The organism is Acinetobacter sp. WC-743, assembly GCF_000335555.1.
In the GTDB taxonomy this organism is placed as follows: Bacteria; Pseudomonadota; Gammaproteobacteria; order Pseudomonadales; family Moraxellaceae; genus Acinetobacter; species Acinetobacter bereziniae.
The window spans coordinates 12,936-31,740 of record NZ_AMFQ01000031.1 but is presented as its reverse complement, the minus strand read 5'-3'; the positions used below and the strand labels follow the sequence as shown (position 1 = coordinate 31,740).

Below are 18,805 nucleotides of genomic sequence, written 5' to 3'. Positions count from 1 at the left end.
TTCATTCTATTTGTTTATGTCTTTTGCTGAGTCGGAGATAAGCCCATATCATCAAAATTGCAAACAACGATCCAAGATAGATCAACTTAGGAATAACGATGAAAGTGGGTACACCCATTTGATTGAGTTGGATAAACAAATTGATGCCTTGTGTGGATGGTAAAATATGAGCAAACGCTTGCATCCAATGCGGCATTGCCGCTAATGGCCAAGCAGCGCCAGATAATAAAAATAAAGGAATTGATGTAAAAACAATAACATGTCCAGCCCGTTCTGAAATATCTAGATAACTTGCTAGAACCATTGCCATAGCAATTACACAGCTAATAAAGATGGGTACTGCAAATAGCATTCCCCAAAAGTTTCCACCTCGTGGATAATCATTGAGCCAATAGGTAAAACCAAATAAATAAAAACAACCCAAACAACCGATGGTTAAAGCGGCTAAATAAATCGCAACAAACTCAGGCAGGGTAGCACGCCAGTATTGTTCACGATAACCAGCAAGCAGCATGCATAAACCTAAAACGATGGTCTGATGGATAATTAATGGTGCAATTGCTGGAAAAATATAACTGCCATATCCAGATAAAGTATTAAATAGTGGAATTTGATGAACAGGAATTGAGGGTTGAAAGTGTGAAATTTTCCCAAACCTTTCTGCATGCTCTGCAATTGTATTTTCAATCGAAGTCGCTAGACCTAAACCAATTTGTTTAGTTTTAAGAAAATAAGCACTACTTAAATATAAACCGATACCGCCTTCTTCGCCTCGTACAACACTATTGGACAAGTTCTCAGGCAACAATAAAATACCATCGGCTTTTTGTTGTTGAACCATTTGTTTAGCATGTTCAAAATTACCCGTAATTTCTGTAATTGCTACATTGGGGCTTTTAGAAACTTCGACAATAATTTGATGACTGAGAAAGCTTTGTTCCTCATCTACAATAATGATCGGTAAGTTTTCTGCTGTCTGGGCTTTATAGGCAGTAGGATAAAAAAAACTATAAAAAAATACTGAGAGTATCATCGTGGTCAATATGGACGAATTTTTCGCTATATTTTTAAAAGTGGCAAAATAGTGTTGAGCGAGTGCTTTAAAGAAATTAATCATATTGCGCCCCTTGAACCACTTTTTTGAGGAGCAAAGTAGAGATTGCACCATATAAAATACAATAAATGGTTAAAATTCCGAGAGGAAGCATCGAGATAAAAATGGGACTGCCCACGACCCATTGTTCAGTTTGTAATTTTGCATAAGGTGTATAAGGAATAATATTGGCCCAAAACTGAGTGAAGATAGGGGCATTATTCAAAGGCAGGGTGACACCTGCAAAACTCAAAGAAGAACCGCCATAGACTGCAATAAAGCCAAAGGTTTTAGATAAATTTTTGGTTGCAAGAACAACTGTGCTACTGATTAGGGCATAAGCTGTATAAAGTAAAAATTGTCCAAGCAAGATCATCCATAAACTTCCAGCAATAAACCAACCTCTAATTTCAACCAGCCAAAACATCCAGACCCATGTCCAAAAACAGAAGATCAATACATAGAGCATATTTTTAGCCAGCAATGCTGTAAAGACAGATCGTCCTTGAACCCATTGCTTAACACTTGCGTATTTCAGTTCTTGACCAACTGCAAAAGCAACGCAACAACAAAGCAAGAGGTGCAAAATTGCTGGAATCATAAAAGGTTCTAGATAGAACTCATAACTCAGATTTGGATTAAATAATGGTGAGATTTTAACATTCGGTGTCGTGATTTCAGCATAAGGAATTTTGTTTTGATAATAAGAGTGTTGTGCAAAATCACCGATTGCCTCAACTGTTGAGAGTAGCATTGCAGATGAAATGCCATTTCCGATACTGAAATAGGACTGGTTAAATGCAATGCTGATTTGCGCATCTTGTGCTTGTACCAATCTTTGTTCAGCACCTACAGGAATATGTACATAACCCCAAATTTTGGTTTGATTCAGTAAATGTTCAACTTGATTTGGGTCATTTGAAACGGTATGAATCGAAAGTGTGTGGTTGTGACTGAGATATTTCTCGATATTACGACTTAACTCACTTTGATCTTGATCAATAATGGCAATCGGTAAATGTTCTGCTTTGCCTGCATAAAACATGCTACTAAATAAAACAATAACAAACAAAGGAGCGAGTGTGACTAAGCATAAATCCCACTTATGTATAAACAGATATCGAAGCTCTCTTCGCATGCTCGCCCACATGTTTATTGATGCTCTTGAAGTTTAAAAATCACACTCATACCAACCTTCAAATCAGGCAATGCTTCAGCAGGCGTCAATTTAATTTTAAAGCTACGAATATCATAACCGCCTGTTTGACGCGTGGTTTTAATGGTTGCAAATTCACCTTCTGCATCGATGTTTTTAATGTGAAATGAAATAGTTTTGTTTAATGCAGGTATAAATCCATCGAGTGATTTTGCTTGATAAACCTGTGCATATTGATCTTCTCTAACATTTAAGCTGACCCATTTTTCTTCATCTTGGATAATACTCACCACAGGGACACCAATCGCAACCAATTCAGATGGTTTGCCATAGGTTTTAGATACAGTGCCATTCACAGGTGAATAGAGTTTGGTTTCTGCTTCTAGCGCATTTGCTTCTGCAACAGCTGCTTTAGCAATCTCAACTTGTGCATCAGCACCTGATTTTTGTTCAGCAGTGCTGCCACGTTTGGCACGCGCATATTGTTGATAGGCAGCTTCACTCATTTGCGTGGCGGATTGGGCAGCAGCAAACATTTCATCACGGCGTTGGCGTGAAATTACGCCCTGAGCAAAAAGAGTGGAACCACGTTGATAGGTTGCTTTAGCAAGATTTTCTTGTGCCTTTACACTTTGCCAATTGGCATAGAGGGTATCAATATTTTCTTGTTGCGAGCCACGATCAGTTGTGGATTGCAATGCCAAAGCTGATTGTAGGGTGGCAAGAGCCTGCTGTTTTTTTGCTTCAATTTCTGGACTGCTCAGAGTAACTAGAAGTTGACCCTTATTCACTTTTTGTCCATCACTGACAAAGATACCCTCAATTCGACTGGGCACTTTGGTACTGACATGCAGTGTTTCTGCTTCTACACGACCTTGCACATCTACAGTTTTAGGTTGGTAACTTTTCCATAATCCAAATGCAATCAATCCGATAAGAATGATGAGAACAATCAAACCAATTGCAATTACAGTTCTTTTTTTAAAGGCATTTTCCTTGACTGTAGAATGCTGAATTACTTGTGCTGGATCGTCAGTTGACTGAGATAATGTGGAGTTTTCAGCCTCATTGGTTACACGATCATCCTGTGACCTTGAGTTGTTCTGATGTTCCTGAACTTGATCTGAGGCTTGCGTATTGGCGATGTTGTCATGCGACCTTTCAGCATTTACCTTAGCGTCTGATGTTGAATCATTATGCGTATTCTGATGGTTATTTTCTTGTGACATTTTTAGCTCCATCTTCAACGAATAAAATCGGTGTTGGTTTGATTAACATAGTCTTTGAACTGAGAAATTGAGCCATGACTTTGCAGTAGGGTCGCCAAAGCCATTACATATTTATAAGCATTGAGTGCTTTTTCAGTTTTTAATACACTCAATTGATTCTGTGCATCAATCACTTGGCTCGCTGTCCCCATATCTTCTTTAAATGACAATTGCTGAATACGGAGATTTTCGAGCGCAGCTTGTTCATTTTGTTGTAAAAGTTGGTTGGATTGTTGGGCTGTACTTAACTCACTATAAGATTTGTAAATAATATTCTCAATCTCTTGTTGGGTACGTGCAGTCATCAATTCAGTCGCATATCGCTGCAATTCAGCAGCTTGTACATTTTTATTTTTATCAATGCCTGAGAATAAGTTGTAACGGGCAGCAACTCCTACAATCCAGTTTTGATTGTGATCTAAACTATATTCCCCAAAAGCAAATAACGTAGGTTTTTTGGTTGCACTTTGAATTTTGACATTTTGATTGGCCAACTGTGTATCCATCTGCATCTTTCGAACTAGACTTGATGTTTCAGGATAAGAATCAAGCAATTGATTTAGGGATTGGCTTTGTTGACGATTGACAAAAAGTGGGGTTGTTAGTTGGTCTATACTGGATTTATTGAGTAAATTTTTTAGTTGAAACTGACTGGATTGTAAATTCGCCGTGGCATTTTGTTCAGTTCGCAAGGCATTATTTCGTGCAACCTCAAATTGCATACGCTGTCCTTTGCTGACAAAACCCTGTTTCTCCAGTTTGAGGGCATTGTCATAGTGTTGTTGCATTGCTTTAAGGTTGAAACGGCTGGCATCTGCAAGTTGTTGTTGTAATTGCACATTAAAATAAGCCTGTATCACTTCAAAACGTTGCGTATCTTGTTGCTGTTTAGCGTCCAACTGACTACGTTCAGCTTTTAAATTTGCAATTTGTTTGGTGCTGGATGTAACACCACCAGTATAAATTGGCATCATTACTGAAACTGTTGGGCGAACAACTTCATCTTCTAACACAACGTTTGCTGTATCTGGAATTAAACCAATACCACTATGAATGCCTTGTGTTAATCCCTGTTTTAAAGGATCCGTGATCGTGGAAGGAATATTTTGTTCTGATTGCCATTGATCAACACGTTCATTGACACCTTGCGATAAGGTTTGTTCGAGATTATTTTTCACACCGTTTAATGGAAGGTCTGTTTCAGTATGAAATTTATAAGCACGGACATTCAAGTCTACACGTGGTAAACCAATATTTTTTACAGCCTCAGCTTGAAGTTTTGATGCTCGATTTAAAGCGTCACTGGCTTGAGTTGTATAAGAATTTTCAAGTAAATATTGTTCTGCTTGGCTGTAGCTTAAATTCTCAGCAAAACTCATTTGCCCCAAGATCAGGCTGTAAAAAACATATCCGAAAGTTGAAAGTTGAAGTGTTTTGGATAATGCTTTTCTATTTTTAAGGTGTTGTGATTTGATCAGCATAATCTTTTGCATCTGACTAAATTTAAAAACTATTTTACATGGAAAAGGCTGGAGTAAATAATCTAAATAGCCCTAAGAATATGTGTAGTTTTGTAGTTTTATACAGTATATAGGGTTGATTAAATTATAATCGCTGGGGCGATATTTAAATAACAATCGAATCGAAAAACAATTATGGAGAAGAAAATGTCAAAAATTATCGTGGAATCTTTAGTTAAGGCACCCATAGATGTGGTATGGCGTATTTATAATAACCCTCAGGATATAGAGCAGTGGAATACAGCTTCACCTGATTGGCATACGGTAAATTCGAAAAATGATCTGCGCATCGGTGGCGAGTTTTCAAATCGTATGGAAGCTAAGGATGGCAGTATGGGCTTTGATTTTGCTGGCACTTATACAGAGATTATTCCAAATGAAAAAATTGCATACTCATTTGGAGAGCGCCAAGCTGAAATTACCTTTACTCAACAGGACCAAGCTATATTGGTTCGCATAAGCTTTGATCCTGAAACTGTATACCCTGTTGAACAACAGCGTGCAGGCTGGCAAGCCATATTAGATAATTTTGCGCGCTATGTGGAAAACGAAAATTAGCGCTGTACAAACGTATAATACAAAATATTTTAAAGTACTTAACTTAATGATCTGAAAATATTTTAGATCGAAGTTGGGTACTATTTTGGAAATCTTATTGTATACCTTGAGTGTGATGTATAGCCCTGGTCCAGTCAATTTTATTGGGTTAAATTCAGGATTAACTGGCAAAATTTCTTATTTCGTGTCTAGTATCAGTTAAAAAACACGTGTAGTCGCAAACATAGACGAATTATCAACAGACTCTAGTAGTAATTGATTGAATTATAGATTATAAACTTAAAATACACGGCAATTTTGACCAATAAGTCTACTACAAGCCAAGACGGTTTATGGCTATATCCATCTACTTGATTGCAAACCAACAATATCTCTAAAGAACCCAAATATATGATCAGTTCAACAAGATTATGTTTAAAACCGTTTACTTCTGATGACGCTGATGAGTGTTATGCCTGCATTACGCCGACATTGACAAAGTATATGTCCTGGGACCCACCTCAAGATCAAAATGCTTTCGAAAATATTTGGCGAACATGGTTAATCACCATTCAAGATGAGTCAGATTGGGTTTTTGTCATTCGAGATCAATTGAATGATGAATTTTTGGGTCTGGTTGGTTTTCATCAAGCAAAGCAATCAAGACCTGAGTTAGGTATCTGGATTAGAGAAGATCGCCATGGCTTTGCTTATGGAAAAGAAGCCGTGACAGCAATTGCCGATTGGGCTTCAAGACATTTTAATTTTGAAGCTTTTATTTATCCTGTTGCAATTGAAAACTATGCAAGCTGTCGTATCGCTGAATCTTTAAATGGAACGCCCATCTATTGTTCGGAACAACCAAAATATAAATCAGTGACCTACTTGATCCCTAAAATTTAAACAATATTCAAATTTTGTTATTGAAAACTTAGCTCTAAATATGCAATTACATTGAAATATTGACTGATAAAGCTACTGCAAGAAAAGGCGATTTGTGGTTAAATGCGCCTATTTCATTCGTTTCACTTTATAAAAGGGAAAAATCATGCGCGCGTACAATTTCTGTGCTGGTCCTGCTGCATTACCTACTGCCGTTTTAGAAAAAGCTCAAGCTGAGTTATTGGATTGGCATGGTAAAGGCTTATCCATCATGGAAATGAGCCACCGTAGTAAAGACTATGTGGCTGTCGCTGAAAAAGCAGAAGCAGACTTACGTAAATTGATGAACATTCCTGAGAACTACAAAGTATTGTTCTTGCAAGGTGGCGCATCACTTCAGTTCTCTGCAATTCCACTTAATTTATTGGGCAAAAACTCAAAAGCAGATTATATCCATACTGGGATTTGGTCTGAAAAGGCTACTCAAGAAGCGCAACGTTATGGTGATATTCATATTGTTGAGGCGGGTACAACAATTGAGGGGAAATTAGCCATCTCTGAGCAAAGTACATGGGATTTGTCTGATGATGCTGCTTATGTTCATTATGCCGACAATGAAACGATTGGTGGGATTCAATTTACCAATATTCCTGAAACCAATAAACCTTTAGTTTCAGATCTATCATCAAGTATTTTATCTGCACCACTGGATGTTTCAAAGTTTGGTCTGATTTATGCCGGTGCGCAAAAAAATATTGGTCCTGCAGGTTTAACTTTGGTGATTGTTCGTGATGACTTGTTGGATCAAGCAAAACCTGAAATTCCAAGTTTACTGAAATACGGTGCACAAGCTAAAAATGATTCTATGGTCAATACGCCTGCGACCTATGCATGGTATTTGTCTGGTCTTGTGTTTGAGTGGTTGCTTGAACAGGGTGGTGTAGATGCAATGCATAAAACCAACCTTGAAAAATCTAAATTGCTTTATGGTTATATTGATTCAAGCGATTTTTATAACAATCCAATCGCAGTTCAGAACCGTTCGATCATGAATGTACCTTTTACCTTGGCTGATGCTGCACTTGATAAATTGTTCCTGAAAGAGGCGGAAGAAAATCATTTATTAAATCTTGCAGGTCACCGTTCAGTAGGTGGAATGCGTGCAAGTATTTATAATGCTGTACCTTTAGAAGGTGTACAGGCATTAGTCAACTTTATGGATGATTTCGCTCAACGTAATGGCTAATAGGCTGTTCTGAATAAAAACATGCCATCTTTTAGAGATGGTATTCTTTCTTTAACTTCAAGATTAGAGAAAGGAAGGGCGAAGATTAAAGCGAATAAAAATCCCTCTGATCATCATCAAGAGGGATTTTTTATGTAAATAGATCATGTTGCGCATTAAGTCGTTGGAAAGATGCCTAATATATGGATCAATATTGCAGCTAAAAACATACCCAGAACAAAAAAGCAACATGCTCCTTTATCCAAACGTAAGTGAAAACCACTAACTTGATTGATTAGACTAGTCGATTGTTCAGGTATAATTTTCATTACTGAGCCTAGATTTTAAATTATTGTTAAATCCTACTGGTTCGTCGTATTTTTAACATAATTGGCTGGTTAAATAAAGCGCTAAATCTAATTATTATAATTTTTGAGAAATTATTATCTTTAAAAAAATATAAACAGTATGAATTTAAAACATGGGTTTTGTGGATGGTTTGTGGGTAACTTTGGCTGTTTCAAAATTTTATCGGAAAAAATACGCAGAAATGCATGCTAAACGAGCTTAGCCTATATACAAATCAATGATATTTAATAATTTAATTTTTAGGTCTAAATGTTTGTTTTTAAATTTATTTATAAATTCATAAATCTCTACTTTGAGAAACATAGGGATCACTTGATTATTAAAATAATTCCTTATATTGCTTAATTTATTAACAAACAAATTGGGGGAGATTAATTCATTTTGAATTTAAATTGTGGATAAATCGTTATTTTGAATTCAAAACAAGAAAAATTGAACAGCAAAAATTCAATATATCAAAAATGTTACAAAACGTGTAATAAAAAAGCATGATGGACCTTCATCATGCTTTTTTTAATGCTATACAAGTTTATGCAGCAGAATAAATATTGGCTTGAATCCAAATATTGCCACGAATGTATTGACTAATTTCGAAATTTTTATAAGCAGGGTCTTTGGTTGCGATTCGAACAAGAATCGCAGGTTGATTTTCTTCAAGAATCAAGGTCACATCGTAAAGTGTGTAATCTTGTTGCATAAACTGCATTTGGGTCTTTCCAACGACTTTGCCTTGGAACCATGCTTCATCTTCTTGTCCGAGTGTTTCACCGTACAGATATGCTACCATTTTTGAAAAATCAACGGTTACAGGAGCTTTATCGTCCTCAGATTTGGGTTCCCATGCATCGATTTGCTCTTGCAAGTTTTCTGGAGCAACACCATTGTTTTGTGAAAGAATATCATTCAATGCACGATGATGTTTGATTGAAGCAGGATCATCAACAATGATTTGTTCATGATCAGAAACTTTCTCTAGTTCATATGCCCATGCATTTAATTGAACTCTATATTGCTGATCTTGTAGGTATTGATGACTGTTGACACTGTATAAACTATCAAAGGCGTAGACCACACTGTTAGTTCCAACTTTTAAACTCAGTACTGCTTGAGTATTGGTTTTACAGGTGATAATACGATCAATAGAAGCATTTAATTGATATGGGCTTTCAAAACTAGGAAATGCGGTTTTGACGGCTTTAGGCTTATTATTTTCAACATCGATGACTTGGCATAATTGCACAGCAGAGCCATTTGGACCTTGAATCAGCCAAGTTGATACATCCATATCGCACTCTTGTGAACATAGACCCATCGGCATAACAGGCGCATCTAAAGCAAGACCTAACCATTTGGGCACTTCTGTTGTTGGATTCTCAGTTAAAAGATTCCAATGTTCGACATGGCTACCAAAATTTTGATCTTCGATGATAATTGTTTCAGGTCTGTTTTGATTGTTCATTTTCACGTATTAAATGCCTCTCTTATTCTATTAAATCGAGGATGATGTATAAATTTCAAGTCACGAAATGTAAAATCATAAGAAAAACCAGAAGATTAAAGCGAATTTTCGACAAGAATGGCTCGGGTTGTATTTTAAATGAACAATATAAGAATCTTCTTGTGAAGATTAATATGATATTGAGGTAGCACGAACAAATAAAATAATAAGCATAGGACACATCATAAGCATTTTGCTAAAATGCTTGAAAATCTTGATTAGAGATATTTTGTGCTGCCATTTAAACTTTGGGTCGATGCAGATGCACTTCCTAAAATTCTTCGTGAAGTGATTTTACGCGCTTCTGATCGTTACCAACTCGAAGTCACTTTTGTTGCCAATCAACCTGTTGGAATCACGCCTTCGGTTCGAATTAATTCAATTCAGGCGATGTCTGGTGCTGATCAAGCCGATCAAGAGATTGTTGAGCGTATGGGTGAGCATGATATTGTGATTACTCAAGATATTCCTTTGGCTGCTCAAGTTATTGAGAAAGGGGGTGTTGCAATCCACCCACGTGGAGAGGTGTATACCTCAGCCAATGTAAAAGCTCGACTGCATTTACGTGATTTCATGGATACTTTGCGTGGAGCAGGTGTACAAACAGGTGGACCGCCGCCAATTTCTGAACGTGATAAACGTGAATTTTCGAGCAGCCTAGATCAAACAATTCAAAAGCAGAAACGGAAAACTTCGATTTAAGCCATTTTCATTCGCTTTTTATTTTGAATTTTTATAATTGTTTGATCTTATCATCTCTAACTCGACAATCCATTGAATTGAACTGATGACTTACAGGACAAATTATGCCTTCCAAATCTAACCTAGTGACGACCTATATTTTATTGGTCTTCATTTGGGCAAGCACGCCTTTGGCGATTGTTTGGAGTGTGGCTGATTTGCATATGATGTGGGCGTTGGTATTGCGTTTTTTTATCGCATTGCCGATTGCATTACTTTTACTTTTAATCCTCAAAGTCAAACTACCGCTCAATAAAATTGCTTTGCATAGTTACCTTGCAGGATCATTCAGTTTGATTGGTTCGCAGATTTTTACTTATGCAGCAACCAGTTATTTGAGTTCAGGAATTATTGCGTTAATGTTTGGTTTAGCACCGATTATGGCGGGATTGATTGGTCGTTTTGGTTTTGGTCAACGCTTGCTTGGAATTCAATGGTTAGGCATGCTGGTCGCGGTATGCGGTTTGGCAATCATTTGTATGAGTGGTAGTGCAAGTCAACATGTACATCCTATCGGTATCGGGTTGATGTTGATGAGTGTATTTACTTATGCTTTGTCAATTTTTTGGGTCAAAAAGGTCAATGCCGATGTGCTACCCATGGCACAAGCAACAGGTTCAATTCTTGTTTCAACCTTAGCAGCAAGCTGTCTTATTCCTTTTATCTGGCAACATGCCCCAACACATATCCCAGAAACTAAATCTTTATTTGCCCTGATTTATACGGTGTTGATGGCATCATTGTTGGCGATGTTCTGTTACTTCAAATTGGTTCAAAATATTAAAGCAACGACTTTATCCTTAACAACGGTCATGACACCAATGATCGCCATGTTTTTGGGGGCAATGTTGAATAATGAAAAACTGACAATAACGGTATTTGTTGGTGCAGCCGTATTAATTTGTGGTTTATTTTTATATTTCTATAAAGATTTTAAAGCCAGTCGAAGACTTGCTGAAAAAATCAAAACTTCATCTTGATTATTTATACTCAGTAAATTGTAGTATTACTTTCAAAGTTATTTATTTTTGTTTTAAACACAGCAATATGGAAAGATGTGAGAAAACAATATAAATAAGCCATAAAATAATATAAAAAATTTCATGATAATCTTCGAAGATATTAAGATAAAAGAATAGACATAAATGGCATAGGATAAAAATAATATGAATACCGATGTTGAATAGAAATGACTAAGCAAATTAGCTTTAATGCTTTTGAAATGAATTGTATTGCACATCAATCTCCGGGGTTATGGCGTCATCCATCAGACCGTTCTACAGAATACAAAGATATTGAATATTGGACTGATCTCGCCAAGATTTTAGAAAAAGGCTTATTTGATGGGATTTTCATCGCAGATGTGCTGGGAATTTATGATGTATATCATCAAAGTGCTGAGCATGCTTTAACAGGAGCAGTACAGGTTCCTGTAAATGATCCGTTACAAATTGTCCCAGCAATGGCAGCAGTGACACAGCATTTAGGTTTTGGCGTCACCACCTCTATTTCATTTGAGCACCCTTATCCCTTTGCGCGAAGAATCAGTACTTTGGATCATTTGACTAAGGGGAGAGTAGGTTGGAATATTGTCACTTCTTATCTAGAAAGTGGCTCTAAAAATCTGGGGTTAAGCACACAACTCAATCACGATGACCGTTATGACGTTGCAGATGAATATTTAGAAGTACTGTATAAGCTTTGGGAAGGCTCATGGGAAGAAGGAGCAGTTTTAAGAGATAAACAAGCTGGTCAATTTGCAGACCATACCAAAGTTCACCCGATTTTGCATGAAGGTAAATATTTTAAAGTACCTGGTATTCATATTTGTGAACCATCACCACAGCGTACGCCTGTATTGTACCAAGCAGGGGCTTCATCTCGTGGACAAAAATTTGCCAGTCAAAATGCGGAATGTATTTTTATTGCACCACCTTCAAAAATTGCTGCAAAGAAAATTGTTCAGAGCATTCGTCAGAAATTGCGTGAGGAAGGGCGAGACCCTTATGCTGTTAAAATTTATACATTATTGTCTATTGTGACTGATGAAACCGATCAAAAAGCACAGGATAAATTTAAGGAATATCAAAGTTATGGAAGTTATGATGGGGCGCTAACATTAGTTTCAGGCTGGTCTGGAGTAGACTTCTCACAATATCAGGCAAAAGATAAAGTGGAATATATTGAAACCAATGCTATTCAATCAATGTTAGATGCTTATGTTAATGCAGATCCTAATCGTGTATGGACGATAGAAGAAATTGCACAATGGAATAGTGTTGGTGGAAATGGTCCTGTAATTGTCGGTTCAGCTCAAACGGTTGCTGATGAATTGCAACACTGGATTGAAGAAACTGACGTAGATGGTTTCAATCTGGCTTATATTTTGGCACATCAAACTTTTATCGATGTGGTGGAGTATATTGTCCCCGAATTACAACGACGTGGGGTCTATCAAACTGAATATCGGACTGGAACATTAAGAGAAAAATTATTCGGACAGGGCGCACATCTGGCAGAAAGTCATCGCGGTGCACAATTCAGAAAAGGAATTAAAGACAAATTTGCACAAGCCAGTTAACTGTTTCTGCTTGGTTTTAGAGGTCTTTTTAAAATTGACTATTTAGTTTCTAAATTGCCTTAATTAAAGCGAGTGTTTAGGGTTTTATTGAAGCTTCTGTGATATTTAAATGTTTCTGTTCCATAAAACAATAGGCGAGATGCATCTCTTAGAAATACAACACGATAAATTCAATATTATGCCCACTTCATGTGGGCATTATTTTTTGATTTTCTTAATTATGAATTTTAATGATAAACATATGATTTTGTTTTGAATAATGAATGCATTTATTGATATAAATGAGCTAAAAAAATAATGCTAGTTTAACTGCATGCTTATTTTAAAGAGTGATAACAATGACTGATTTAAACCAAGAAAATTTTTCTTCTCAGACGGCTGTGCCTTTACATTTTTTTGAAGTTAATCAAGATGCACATGTGATTCGATCGGATGCAGAAGCTGTTCAAGTGGCTCAAGCTTTGGCGAAAGAGTTTGCCAAAGAAGCTTCACAACGTGATTATGAGCGCCGTCTCCCTCTTGCTGAAATACAACAGTATTCACAAAGTGGTTTGTGGGGAATCAATATTCCTAAAGCTTTTGGTGGCGCTGAAGTCAAATATCGAACTTTAGCAGAAGTGGTCAAAACGATTTCAAGTGTTGATCCATCCTTGGGGCAAATTGCACAAAACCATTGGGCATTCATTGAACATTTACGTTTGGATGCAAGTCCAGAACAGCAAAAGTTTTTCTTTGGAGAGATATTAAAAGGGCGTCGTTTAGGAAATGCCTTTTCAGAAAAAGGCAGCAAAACAGTGGCTGATTTGGAAACGAGAATTCATCAAACAGCACAAGGCTATGAAATCAACGGGCAAAAATTTTTTGCCACGGGTGCATTATTGGCGCATTGGGTCCCTGTAGTTGCGGTCAATGAAGAAGGTTTGCCGGTCGTAGCTTTAACACCTCGAACCACAGCTGGACTAGAGGTGATTAATGATTGGTCCGGTTTTGGACAACGTACCACAGCAAGTGGCACAGTGGTATTGAAACAAGTACAAGTGGATGCCCAATATATTGTGCCGATCTATAAAGCATTTGAAAAACCAACAGTGGCTGGAGCAATTTCTCAGTTTATTCAAGCTGCCGTCGATGCAGGAATTGCACGTGGTGCGATTGAAGAAACCATTCAATATGTCAAATTGCATTCCCGTCCTTGGGTAGACTCTGGTTTGGAAAAAGCATCCGATGATCCTTATACCATCGCCAATATTGGTGAATTAAAAATTAAATTAAGAGCAGCTGAAGCCGTTTTAGACTTGGCAGGTGATGCAATTGATTTAGCAATTGCTCAACCTTCAGAAGAGCACGCCAATGAAGCGACATTGTTGGTCGCCGAGGCTAAAGTGCTAACTACTGAAATTGCAATTTTGGCATCCAATAAATTGTTTGAGTTATCTGGTACTCGTTCAACTTTATCTGAGTTGAATTTAGATCGTCATTGGCGCAACGCACGTACCCATACTCTACACGACCCAGTGCGTTGGAAGTTTAACTTGGTTGGTAATTATTATTTAAATAACATCCACTTGCCACGCCATGCGTGGAGCTAAGAGTGATAAGAATAGGATAATGGAGAGCCAGTATGAGTGAACAAAATATTCAAACCAATATTAATGATGCTTTATCAATCACAGCCAATTATGAAAAAGTCGCAGCAAAGTATCGTCCAATTTTCGAAAAAATCGCCGAAGGAACTCTCGCGCGTGAACAGCAACGTTCATTGCCATATGAACAAATCAACTGGTTAAAACAAGCGGGTTTTGGGGCACTTCGTGTTCCTGTGAAGTTTGGTGGCGATGGTGTTTCTCTACCTCAATTGTTCCAGTTACTTATCGAACTTGCCAAAGCAGATTCTAATATCGTGCAGGCATTACGGGGGCATTTTGCCTTTGTCGAAGATCGTTTAAACGCGCATAAAGTTGCTGATCAAGCGCTGTGGTTTAAACGTTTTGTTCAAGGTGATCTGGTGGGGAATGCTTGGACTGAAATTGGTCAAGTCAAAATTGGGGATGTGATCACTAGGGTAAAACAAAAAAATAATCAACTGTTGGTCAATGGGAAAAAATATTATTCAACAGGCACTATTTTTGCCGATTGGGTAGACTTATTCGCCTATGATGAAACAACAGATCAACATGTGATTGCTGCTATTTCGCGCCATGCTTCAGGTGTGCAGGTATTGGACGATTGGGATGGTTTTGGACAAAAGACGACGGGTAGTGGTACGTTAAGCTTAACTGATGTTGCAATTGAGCGTGATCATATATTGCCTTTTGAACAACGATTTAAATACCAAACAGCATTTTATCAAGTCATTCATTTGGCGACCTTGTCGGGTATTGCTCAATCAGCTGTTGCAACATTTATTCATGAAGTACAAAAGCGTGATCGTATCTTTAGTCATGGCAATGCAGATCTGGTTCGTAATGATCCACAAATTTTACAAGTGATCGGTAAAGCATCTGCACAAGCTTATGCCAGCGAAACGATTACCTTACGAACAGCAGAAGCTTTACAACAAGCGTATCTTAGCCATTTTGGAGAGTCTGAGATCAAAAATATTCAGGCGAATAATGATGCTGAACTTGAGTCGGCACAAGGTCAAGTGGTGATCTCTGCGTTGGTGTTGGAGCTAACCAGTCAATTGTTTAATGCATTGGGTGCATCAGCCAGTACAACATCTAAGCAGCTTGATCGCTTTTGGCGAAATGCACGAGTCGTGTCTTCACATAATCCTTTAGTTTATAAGGAAAAAGTGATTGGAGACTGGGAAGTGAATCATGAGCCTTTACCTTTTGTATGGCAGATTGGCGCGAGTCCAAAGGTTGGGGCAGCTTAAATTTTTCATGGGAATATATCAAAAGCTTGCATATGCAAGCTTTTTTTTGGGCGAGATAAAATTAAAATAATTAATGTACTAGTGAGTACATAAATTGGAAGTTTTAATACTATAAGAATAAAATAAAATTTAGTAGATTAGAGTTTGTTGACATCTCAACCATGGATTGCATTGTTTGTTGTAGTTTTAATCATAACCTCATGGGACGTGAATATTTTGTTGCTCGAGCTTTAGTTCTTGTTGATTTAGAACGATTGAGTTTCAAAAGCCTTGTGTCGGTTAAAAATGTCGAATCTCTCCAGCATCTATGAAGTGTCAACAGATCTAACCGTAAAACAAATACAAAGAGGATGTTATGTCACTTCAAGGAAAAACACTTTTTATCACGGGTGCAAGTCGTGGAATAGGGCGTGAAATCGCACTAAAAGCTGCTCAAGATGGCGCGAATATCGTGATTGCTGCAAAATCTGCAGAAGAACATCCAAAATTGGGCGGTTCGATTTTTACTGTTGCGAAAGAGGTTGAAGCAGCAGGTGGGAAGGCGTTGGCAATTCAATTGGATGTGAGAGATCAAATTGCTGTGGCAGCAGCCATGCAGCAAGCCGTCGCGCAATTTGGTGGGATTGATATTTTAATCAATAATGCGGGTGCAATTAAATTATCTGGTGTTGAACTACTTGACCCAAATCGTTTTGATTTGATGTATCAAATCAATACACGTGCGGTGATGGTATGTAGCCAAGCTGCTTTACCTTATTTAAAAAATAGCGATAATCCGCATATCCTCAATCTTTCTCCGCCCTTGAATCTAGATGAGAAATGGTTTGCTAGTTATGCACCATATACCATTACTAAATATGGTATGAGTATGTTGACTTTGGGGATGAATCAAGAGTTTGCTAGCTATGGAATCAGTGTAAATTCACTTTGGCCAAGAACGATCATTGCAACTGCTGCAATTGAGTTTTCTTTAGGTGGTAAGGCGTTGTTCAGTAAGGCACGTAAACCAAATATCATGGCGGATGCTGCTTATCATATATTGAATAGCCAACAACGTGCATTGACTGGGCGATTGTTGATTGATGAAGATATTCTTCGAGAATCAGGCATCTCAGATTTTTCTGAATATCGTTATACAGATTCAGACGATGAATTAATGGTTGATTTATTTGTAAAAGAATAGAAATGAATACAAGTCAAATGTACCTATTTTTCATCACTGGTCTGATTGTTTAAAATCGGTACATTAAAACATTGGAAATTTTTATAAAAAAGCAGAAGATATAGCACCGAATACAAAAAATGTGAGAGTTGTAATTTCGTGTTTGAGTTAGATTGTAAGTTGCTCAGTATTTTTTACTATATCTACAAATTTAAAAGTGTGTCTGTTGCTGCAGACCATTTAGCAATGAGCCAACCTACAGTAAGCAATATTCTGAACAAAATCCGTGCTCACTATAACGATCCGTTATTTTTACGGATTGGTAATGAAATGGTGCCTACTGAATTGTCGAAACAGCTTTATCCTCTGGTGAGCGAGGCTCTGAGCAAAGTTGAAATTATCAATAACTTTAGTGTGAACTTTGACGAAACAGCATCGCATCAACAGTTTACTGTTGCTATGACGGATGTTTCACATTTGGTTTTGCTTCCAAAGATTTCTCAATACCTCAAACAACATGCACCTCATGTTAAATTAAATGTTCGTGCCATTACTTCTGAAACCAGCTATCAAATGGCAAATGGAGAAATTGATTTAGCCATTGGCTTTTTACCGCAATTGGAAAATGGATTCTATCAACAAAAATTATTTGAACAGTTCTATGTGGTGATTGCTTCAAAAGATCATCCACGTTTAAATCAACAAAGTATGACTGTTGAACAGTATTTGAGTGAATCTCACATCGATATTGATGCAGGAGTAGGGCATTATCACATTGCCAATGAGCTATTGAATTTGGATTTAAAACGCAATGTGTTGATGCGCATTCCAAGTTATCTCGGTGTGGGCTTGGTGGTACAAGATACTGACTCGATTGCAACCGTTCCGTATTATTTGAGCGAAGTTTTGTTGTCTCGAGGAAATTTACAGATTTTTCCTGCACCTATCTCGTTTCCGACCTATTCGATTAAACAGTATTGGCATATGTCCTGTCACCATAAAACCAGCCATCAGTGGCTCAGACATATGTGTTATGAAATTTTTAGTCAAGTAAATTCCATGCCATTACCTAGTCAGTTACTCAGTCCTCAAAACGAATTAGATATATAGCAAATCATAATGTCTTAACTAAACAGTGAATCTGATCAGAAAACAATGAATATCAGTCATTTGAGGTTTCTGAATCAGTTAATTTATCAGGTGTCATCAGGGCTTGATTGACGTAAAGTTTAATCAAGCGTTCACGAGAGCCAATTGACTTTTGATAATGGGTTGAATTTAACAGTAGGGATGCGCCATAGGTGACTGTCCAAATATAAGACAGATAATCACGGATCGACATAATGCTGTTTAATGATTTGAGATGTGCTCCAAAGAGGTCTTTAATCTCTAAAATTCGTTGCTCACGGATTGAATAAAGTTCTTCAAATAAATCTTTGAGCTTGCGTTCATTGTTGGTTAAGCGCTCTTCGATCACATGTAATAGAATCGTACGATTCGAATTCAGCATGTTATACAGCATATATTGAGAGACATAAATTTTAATGTCGTGATGGTAGGCTTTGGAAATATCTAAGAGTCTTTTTTCATTTAAGATAATCAGTTCAAGGTAGAGTTGATTTTTACTTTTAAAGTGCTTGTAAATCGTGCCTTTAGCAATATCAAGTTCTGCGGCAAGCTCACTTAAAGTAATATCCTGATTATTATCAAGCAATAAGGTTTCTGCCATTGCTAAAATTTTCTCTTTACGGAGAAGAAAATTTTGTTGGCGCACTGAACTCATTCTATTAATCCAAAACCACTGATGAAGAACTAGAATCAGAGTATATCAGCTATTTGAGTTATTCAATAAAACTATAGTCGTCATTTTCAAGAAAATATTTCAAAAGAACCCT

General features: G+C 37.3%; 16 protein-coding genes and 1 pseudogene. 11 read left to right on the top strand and 6 right to left on the bottom strand.

Going from position 1 to position 18,805, the window contains the following annotated elements; translation table 11 throughout:
- Position 1: 1 nt before the first annotated feature.
- From ACINWC743_RS04500 to ACINWC743_RS04485, 4 genes are read right to left on the bottom strand one after another with little or no spacing between them, the layout of a single operon-like run.
- Entirely contained in the window at positions 2-1,117 is a 1,116-nt protein-coding gene (locus tag ACINWC743_RS04500) for an ABC transporter permease (RefSeq protein WP_009584518.1), read from the bottom strand.
- Positions 1,110-2,243 carry an ABC transporter permease gene (locus ACINWC743_RS04495; RefSeq protein WP_035300303.1) on the bottom strand — a complete coding sequence of 378 codons (1,134 nt, stop codon included), beginning with the start codon at positions 2,241-2,243 and terminating at the stop codon, positions 1,110-1,112. Before ACINWC743_RS04495 ends, ACINWC743_RS04500 begins: the two co-directional genes overlap by 8 nt.
- 2 nt (positions 2,244-2,245) lie before the next feature.
- The gene (locus ACINWC743_RS04490) at positions 2,246-3,478 is read right to left on the bottom strand and encodes an HlyD family secretion protein (protein ID WP_009584540.1); all 1,233 of its coding nucleotides are present in this window, start codon (positions 3,476-3,478) and stop codon (positions 2,246-2,248) included.
- 14 nt (positions 3,479-3,492) lie between these two features.
- The gene (locus tag ACINWC743_RS04485; protein WP_005032336.1) at positions 3,493-4,998 is read right to left on the bottom strand and encodes a TolC family protein; all 1,506 of its coding nucleotides are present in this window, start codon (positions 4,996-4,998) and stop codon (positions 3,493-3,495) included.
- 186 nt (positions 4,999-5,184) lie between these two features.
- Between ACINWC743_RS04485 and ACINWC743_RS04480 the strand changes: the two genes are divergently transcribed.
- The 4 genes and pseudogenes from ACINWC743_RS04480 (at position 5,185) to serC (ending at position 7,702) form a co-directional block, all read left to right on the top strand.
- Positions 5,185-5,595: an SRPBCC domain-containing protein gene (locus ACINWC743_RS04480; protein ID WP_005032334.1), complete on the top strand. Its 411-nt coding sequence runs from the start codon at positions 5,185-5,187 to the stop codon at positions 5,593-5,595.
- A gap of 85 nt (positions 5,596-5,680) precedes the next feature.
- Positions 5,681-5,767 (top strand): annotated as a pseudogene (locus ACINWC743_RS24255) (LysE family translocator); the annotation flags it as partial.
- A 218-nt stretch (positions 5,768-5,985) separates the two neighbouring features.
- On the top strand, positions 5,986-6,477 hold the full coding sequence (locus tag ACINWC743_RS04475; protein ID WP_009584537.1) for a GNAT family N-acetyltransferase: 492 nt from the start codon (positions 5,986-5,988) through the stop codon (positions 6,475-6,477).
- A 145-nt stretch (positions 6,478-6,622) separates the two neighbouring features.
- A complete protein-coding gene (serC, locus tag ACINWC743_RS04470; RefSeq protein ID WP_009584520.1) occupies positions 6,623-7,702 on the top strand; it encodes a 3-phosphoserine/phosphohydroxythreonine transaminase in 1,080 nt (359 codons plus the stop codon).
- Between the two features lie 877 nt (positions 7,703-8,579).
- Here the strand turns inward: serC and ACINWC743_RS04465 are convergent.
- The gene (locus tag ACINWC743_RS04465) at positions 8,580-9,509 is read right to left on the bottom strand and encodes a hypothetical protein (RefSeq protein ID WP_035300301.1); all 930 of its coding nucleotides are present in this window, start codon (positions 9,507-9,509) and stop codon (positions 8,580-8,582) included.
- A 270-nt stretch (positions 9,510-9,779) separates the two neighbouring features.
- Here ACINWC743_RS04465 and ACINWC743_RS04460 point away from each other — a divergent pair, with 270 nt between their 5' ends.
- From ACINWC743_RS04460 to ACINWC743_RS04430, 7 genes are all read left to right on the top strand, one after another.
- Complete coding sequence (locus ACINWC743_RS04460; protein ID WP_004824594.1) at positions 9,780-10,250, top strand: YaiI/YqxD family protein; 471 nt, start codon at positions 9,780-9,782, stop codon at positions 10,248-10,250.
- Between the two features lie 104 nt (positions 10,251-10,354).
- Positions 10,355-11,269, top strand: a complete 915-nt coding sequence (locus tag ACINWC743_RS04455; RefSeq protein ID WP_005032330.1) for a DMT family transporter — start codon at positions 10,355-10,357, stop codon at positions 11,267-11,269.
- Between the two features lie 209 nt (positions 11,270-11,478).
- Complete coding sequence (locus ACINWC743_RS04450; RefSeq protein ID WP_009584506.1) at positions 11,479-12,870, top strand: LLM class flavin-dependent oxidoreductase; 1,392 nt, start codon at positions 11,479-11,481, stop codon at positions 12,868-12,870.
- 338 nt (positions 12,871-13,208) lie between these two features.
- Positions 13,209-14,459 carry an SfnB family sulfur acquisition oxidoreductase gene (locus tag ACINWC743_RS04445; protein ID WP_009584527.1) on the top strand — a complete coding sequence of 417 codons (1,251 nt, stop codon included), beginning with the start codon at positions 13,209-13,211 and terminating at the stop codon, positions 14,457-14,459.
- Positions 14,460-14,491: 32 nt separating this feature from the next.
- On the top strand, positions 14,492-15,748 hold the full coding sequence (locus ACINWC743_RS04440; RefSeq protein ID WP_009584509.1) for an acyl-CoA dehydrogenase family protein: 1,257 nt from the start codon (positions 14,492-14,494) through the stop codon (positions 15,746-15,748).
- A gap of 355 nt (positions 15,749-16,103) precedes the next feature.
- Positions 16,104-16,931, top strand: a complete 828-nt coding sequence (locus ACINWC743_RS04435) for an SDR family oxidoreductase (protein ID WP_009584535.1) — start codon at positions 16,104-16,106, stop codon at positions 16,929-16,931.
- A 138-nt stretch (positions 16,932-17,069) separates the two neighbouring features.
- Complete coding sequence (locus tag ACINWC743_RS04430; protein ID WP_005032325.1) at positions 17,070-18,020, top strand: LysR substrate-binding domain-containing protein; 951 nt, start codon at positions 17,070-17,072, stop codon at positions 18,018-18,020.
- A gap of 52 nt (positions 18,021-18,072) precedes the next feature.
- On the opposite strand, the gene ACINWC743_RS04425 is transcribed toward ACINWC743_RS04430, so the two are convergent.
- The gene (locus tag ACINWC743_RS04425; RefSeq protein WP_004824579.1) at positions 18,073-18,693 is read right to left on the bottom strand and encodes a TetR/AcrR family transcriptional regulator; all 621 of its coding nucleotides are present in this window, start codon (positions 18,691-18,693) and stop codon (positions 18,073-18,075) included.
- Positions 18,694-18,805: the final 112 nt, after the last annotated feature.

Bases quoted from the DNA above. Each gene is read 5' to 3' on its own strand.
- ACINWC743_RS04500 (WP_009584518.1), bottom strand. From the start codon at position 1,117: ATGATTAATTTCTTTAAAGCACTCGCTCAACACTATTTTGCCACTTTT.
- ACINWC743_RS04495 (WP_035300303.1), bottom strand. From the start codon at position 2,243: ATGTGGGCGAGCATGCGAAGAGAGCTTCGATATCTGTTTATACATAAG.
- ACINWC743_RS04490 (WP_009584540.1), bottom strand. From the start codon at position 3,478: ATGTCACAAGAAAATAACCATCAGAATACGCATAATGATTCAACATCA.
- ACINWC743_RS04485 (WP_005032336.1), bottom strand. From the start codon at position 4,998: ATGCTGATCAAATCACAACACCTTAAAAATAGAAAAGCATTATCCAAA.
- ACINWC743_RS04480 (WP_005032334.1), top strand. From the start codon at position 5,185: ATGTCAAAAATTATCGTGGAATCTTTAGTTAAGGCACCCATAGATGTG.
- ACINWC743_RS04475 (WP_009584537.1), top strand. From the start codon at position 5,986: ATGATCAGTTCAACAAGATTATGTTTAAAACCGTTTACTTCTGATGAC.
- serC (WP_009584520.1), top strand. From the start codon at position 6,623: ATGCGCGCGTACAATTTCTGTGCTGGTCCTGCTGCATTACCTACTGCC.
- ACINWC743_RS04465 (WP_035300301.1), bottom strand. From the start codon at position 9,509: ATGAACAATCAAAACAGACCTGAAACAATTATCATCGAAGATCAAAAT.
- ACINWC743_RS04455 (WP_005032330.1), top strand. From the start codon at position 10,355: ATGCCTTCCAAATCTAACCTAGTGACGACCTATATTTTATTGGTCTTC.
- ACINWC743_RS04450 (WP_009584506.1), top strand. From the start codon at position 11,479: ATGACTAAGCAAATTAGCTTTAATGCTTTTGAAATGAATTGTATTGCA.
- ACINWC743_RS04445 (WP_009584527.1), top strand. From the start codon at position 13,209: ATGACTGATTTAAACCAAGAAAATTTTTCTTCTCAGACGGCTGTGCCT.
- ACINWC743_RS04440 (WP_009584509.1), top strand. From the start codon at position 14,492: ATGAGTGAACAAAATATTCAAACCAATATTAATGATGCTTTATCAATC.
- ACINWC743_RS04435 (WP_009584535.1), top strand. From the start codon at position 16,104: ATGTCACTTCAAGGAAAAACACTTTTTATCACGGGTGCAAGTCGTGGA.
- ACINWC743_RS04425 (WP_004824579.1), bottom strand. From the start codon at position 18,693: ATGAGTTCAGTGCGCCAACAAAATTTTCTTCTCCGTAAAGAGAAAATT.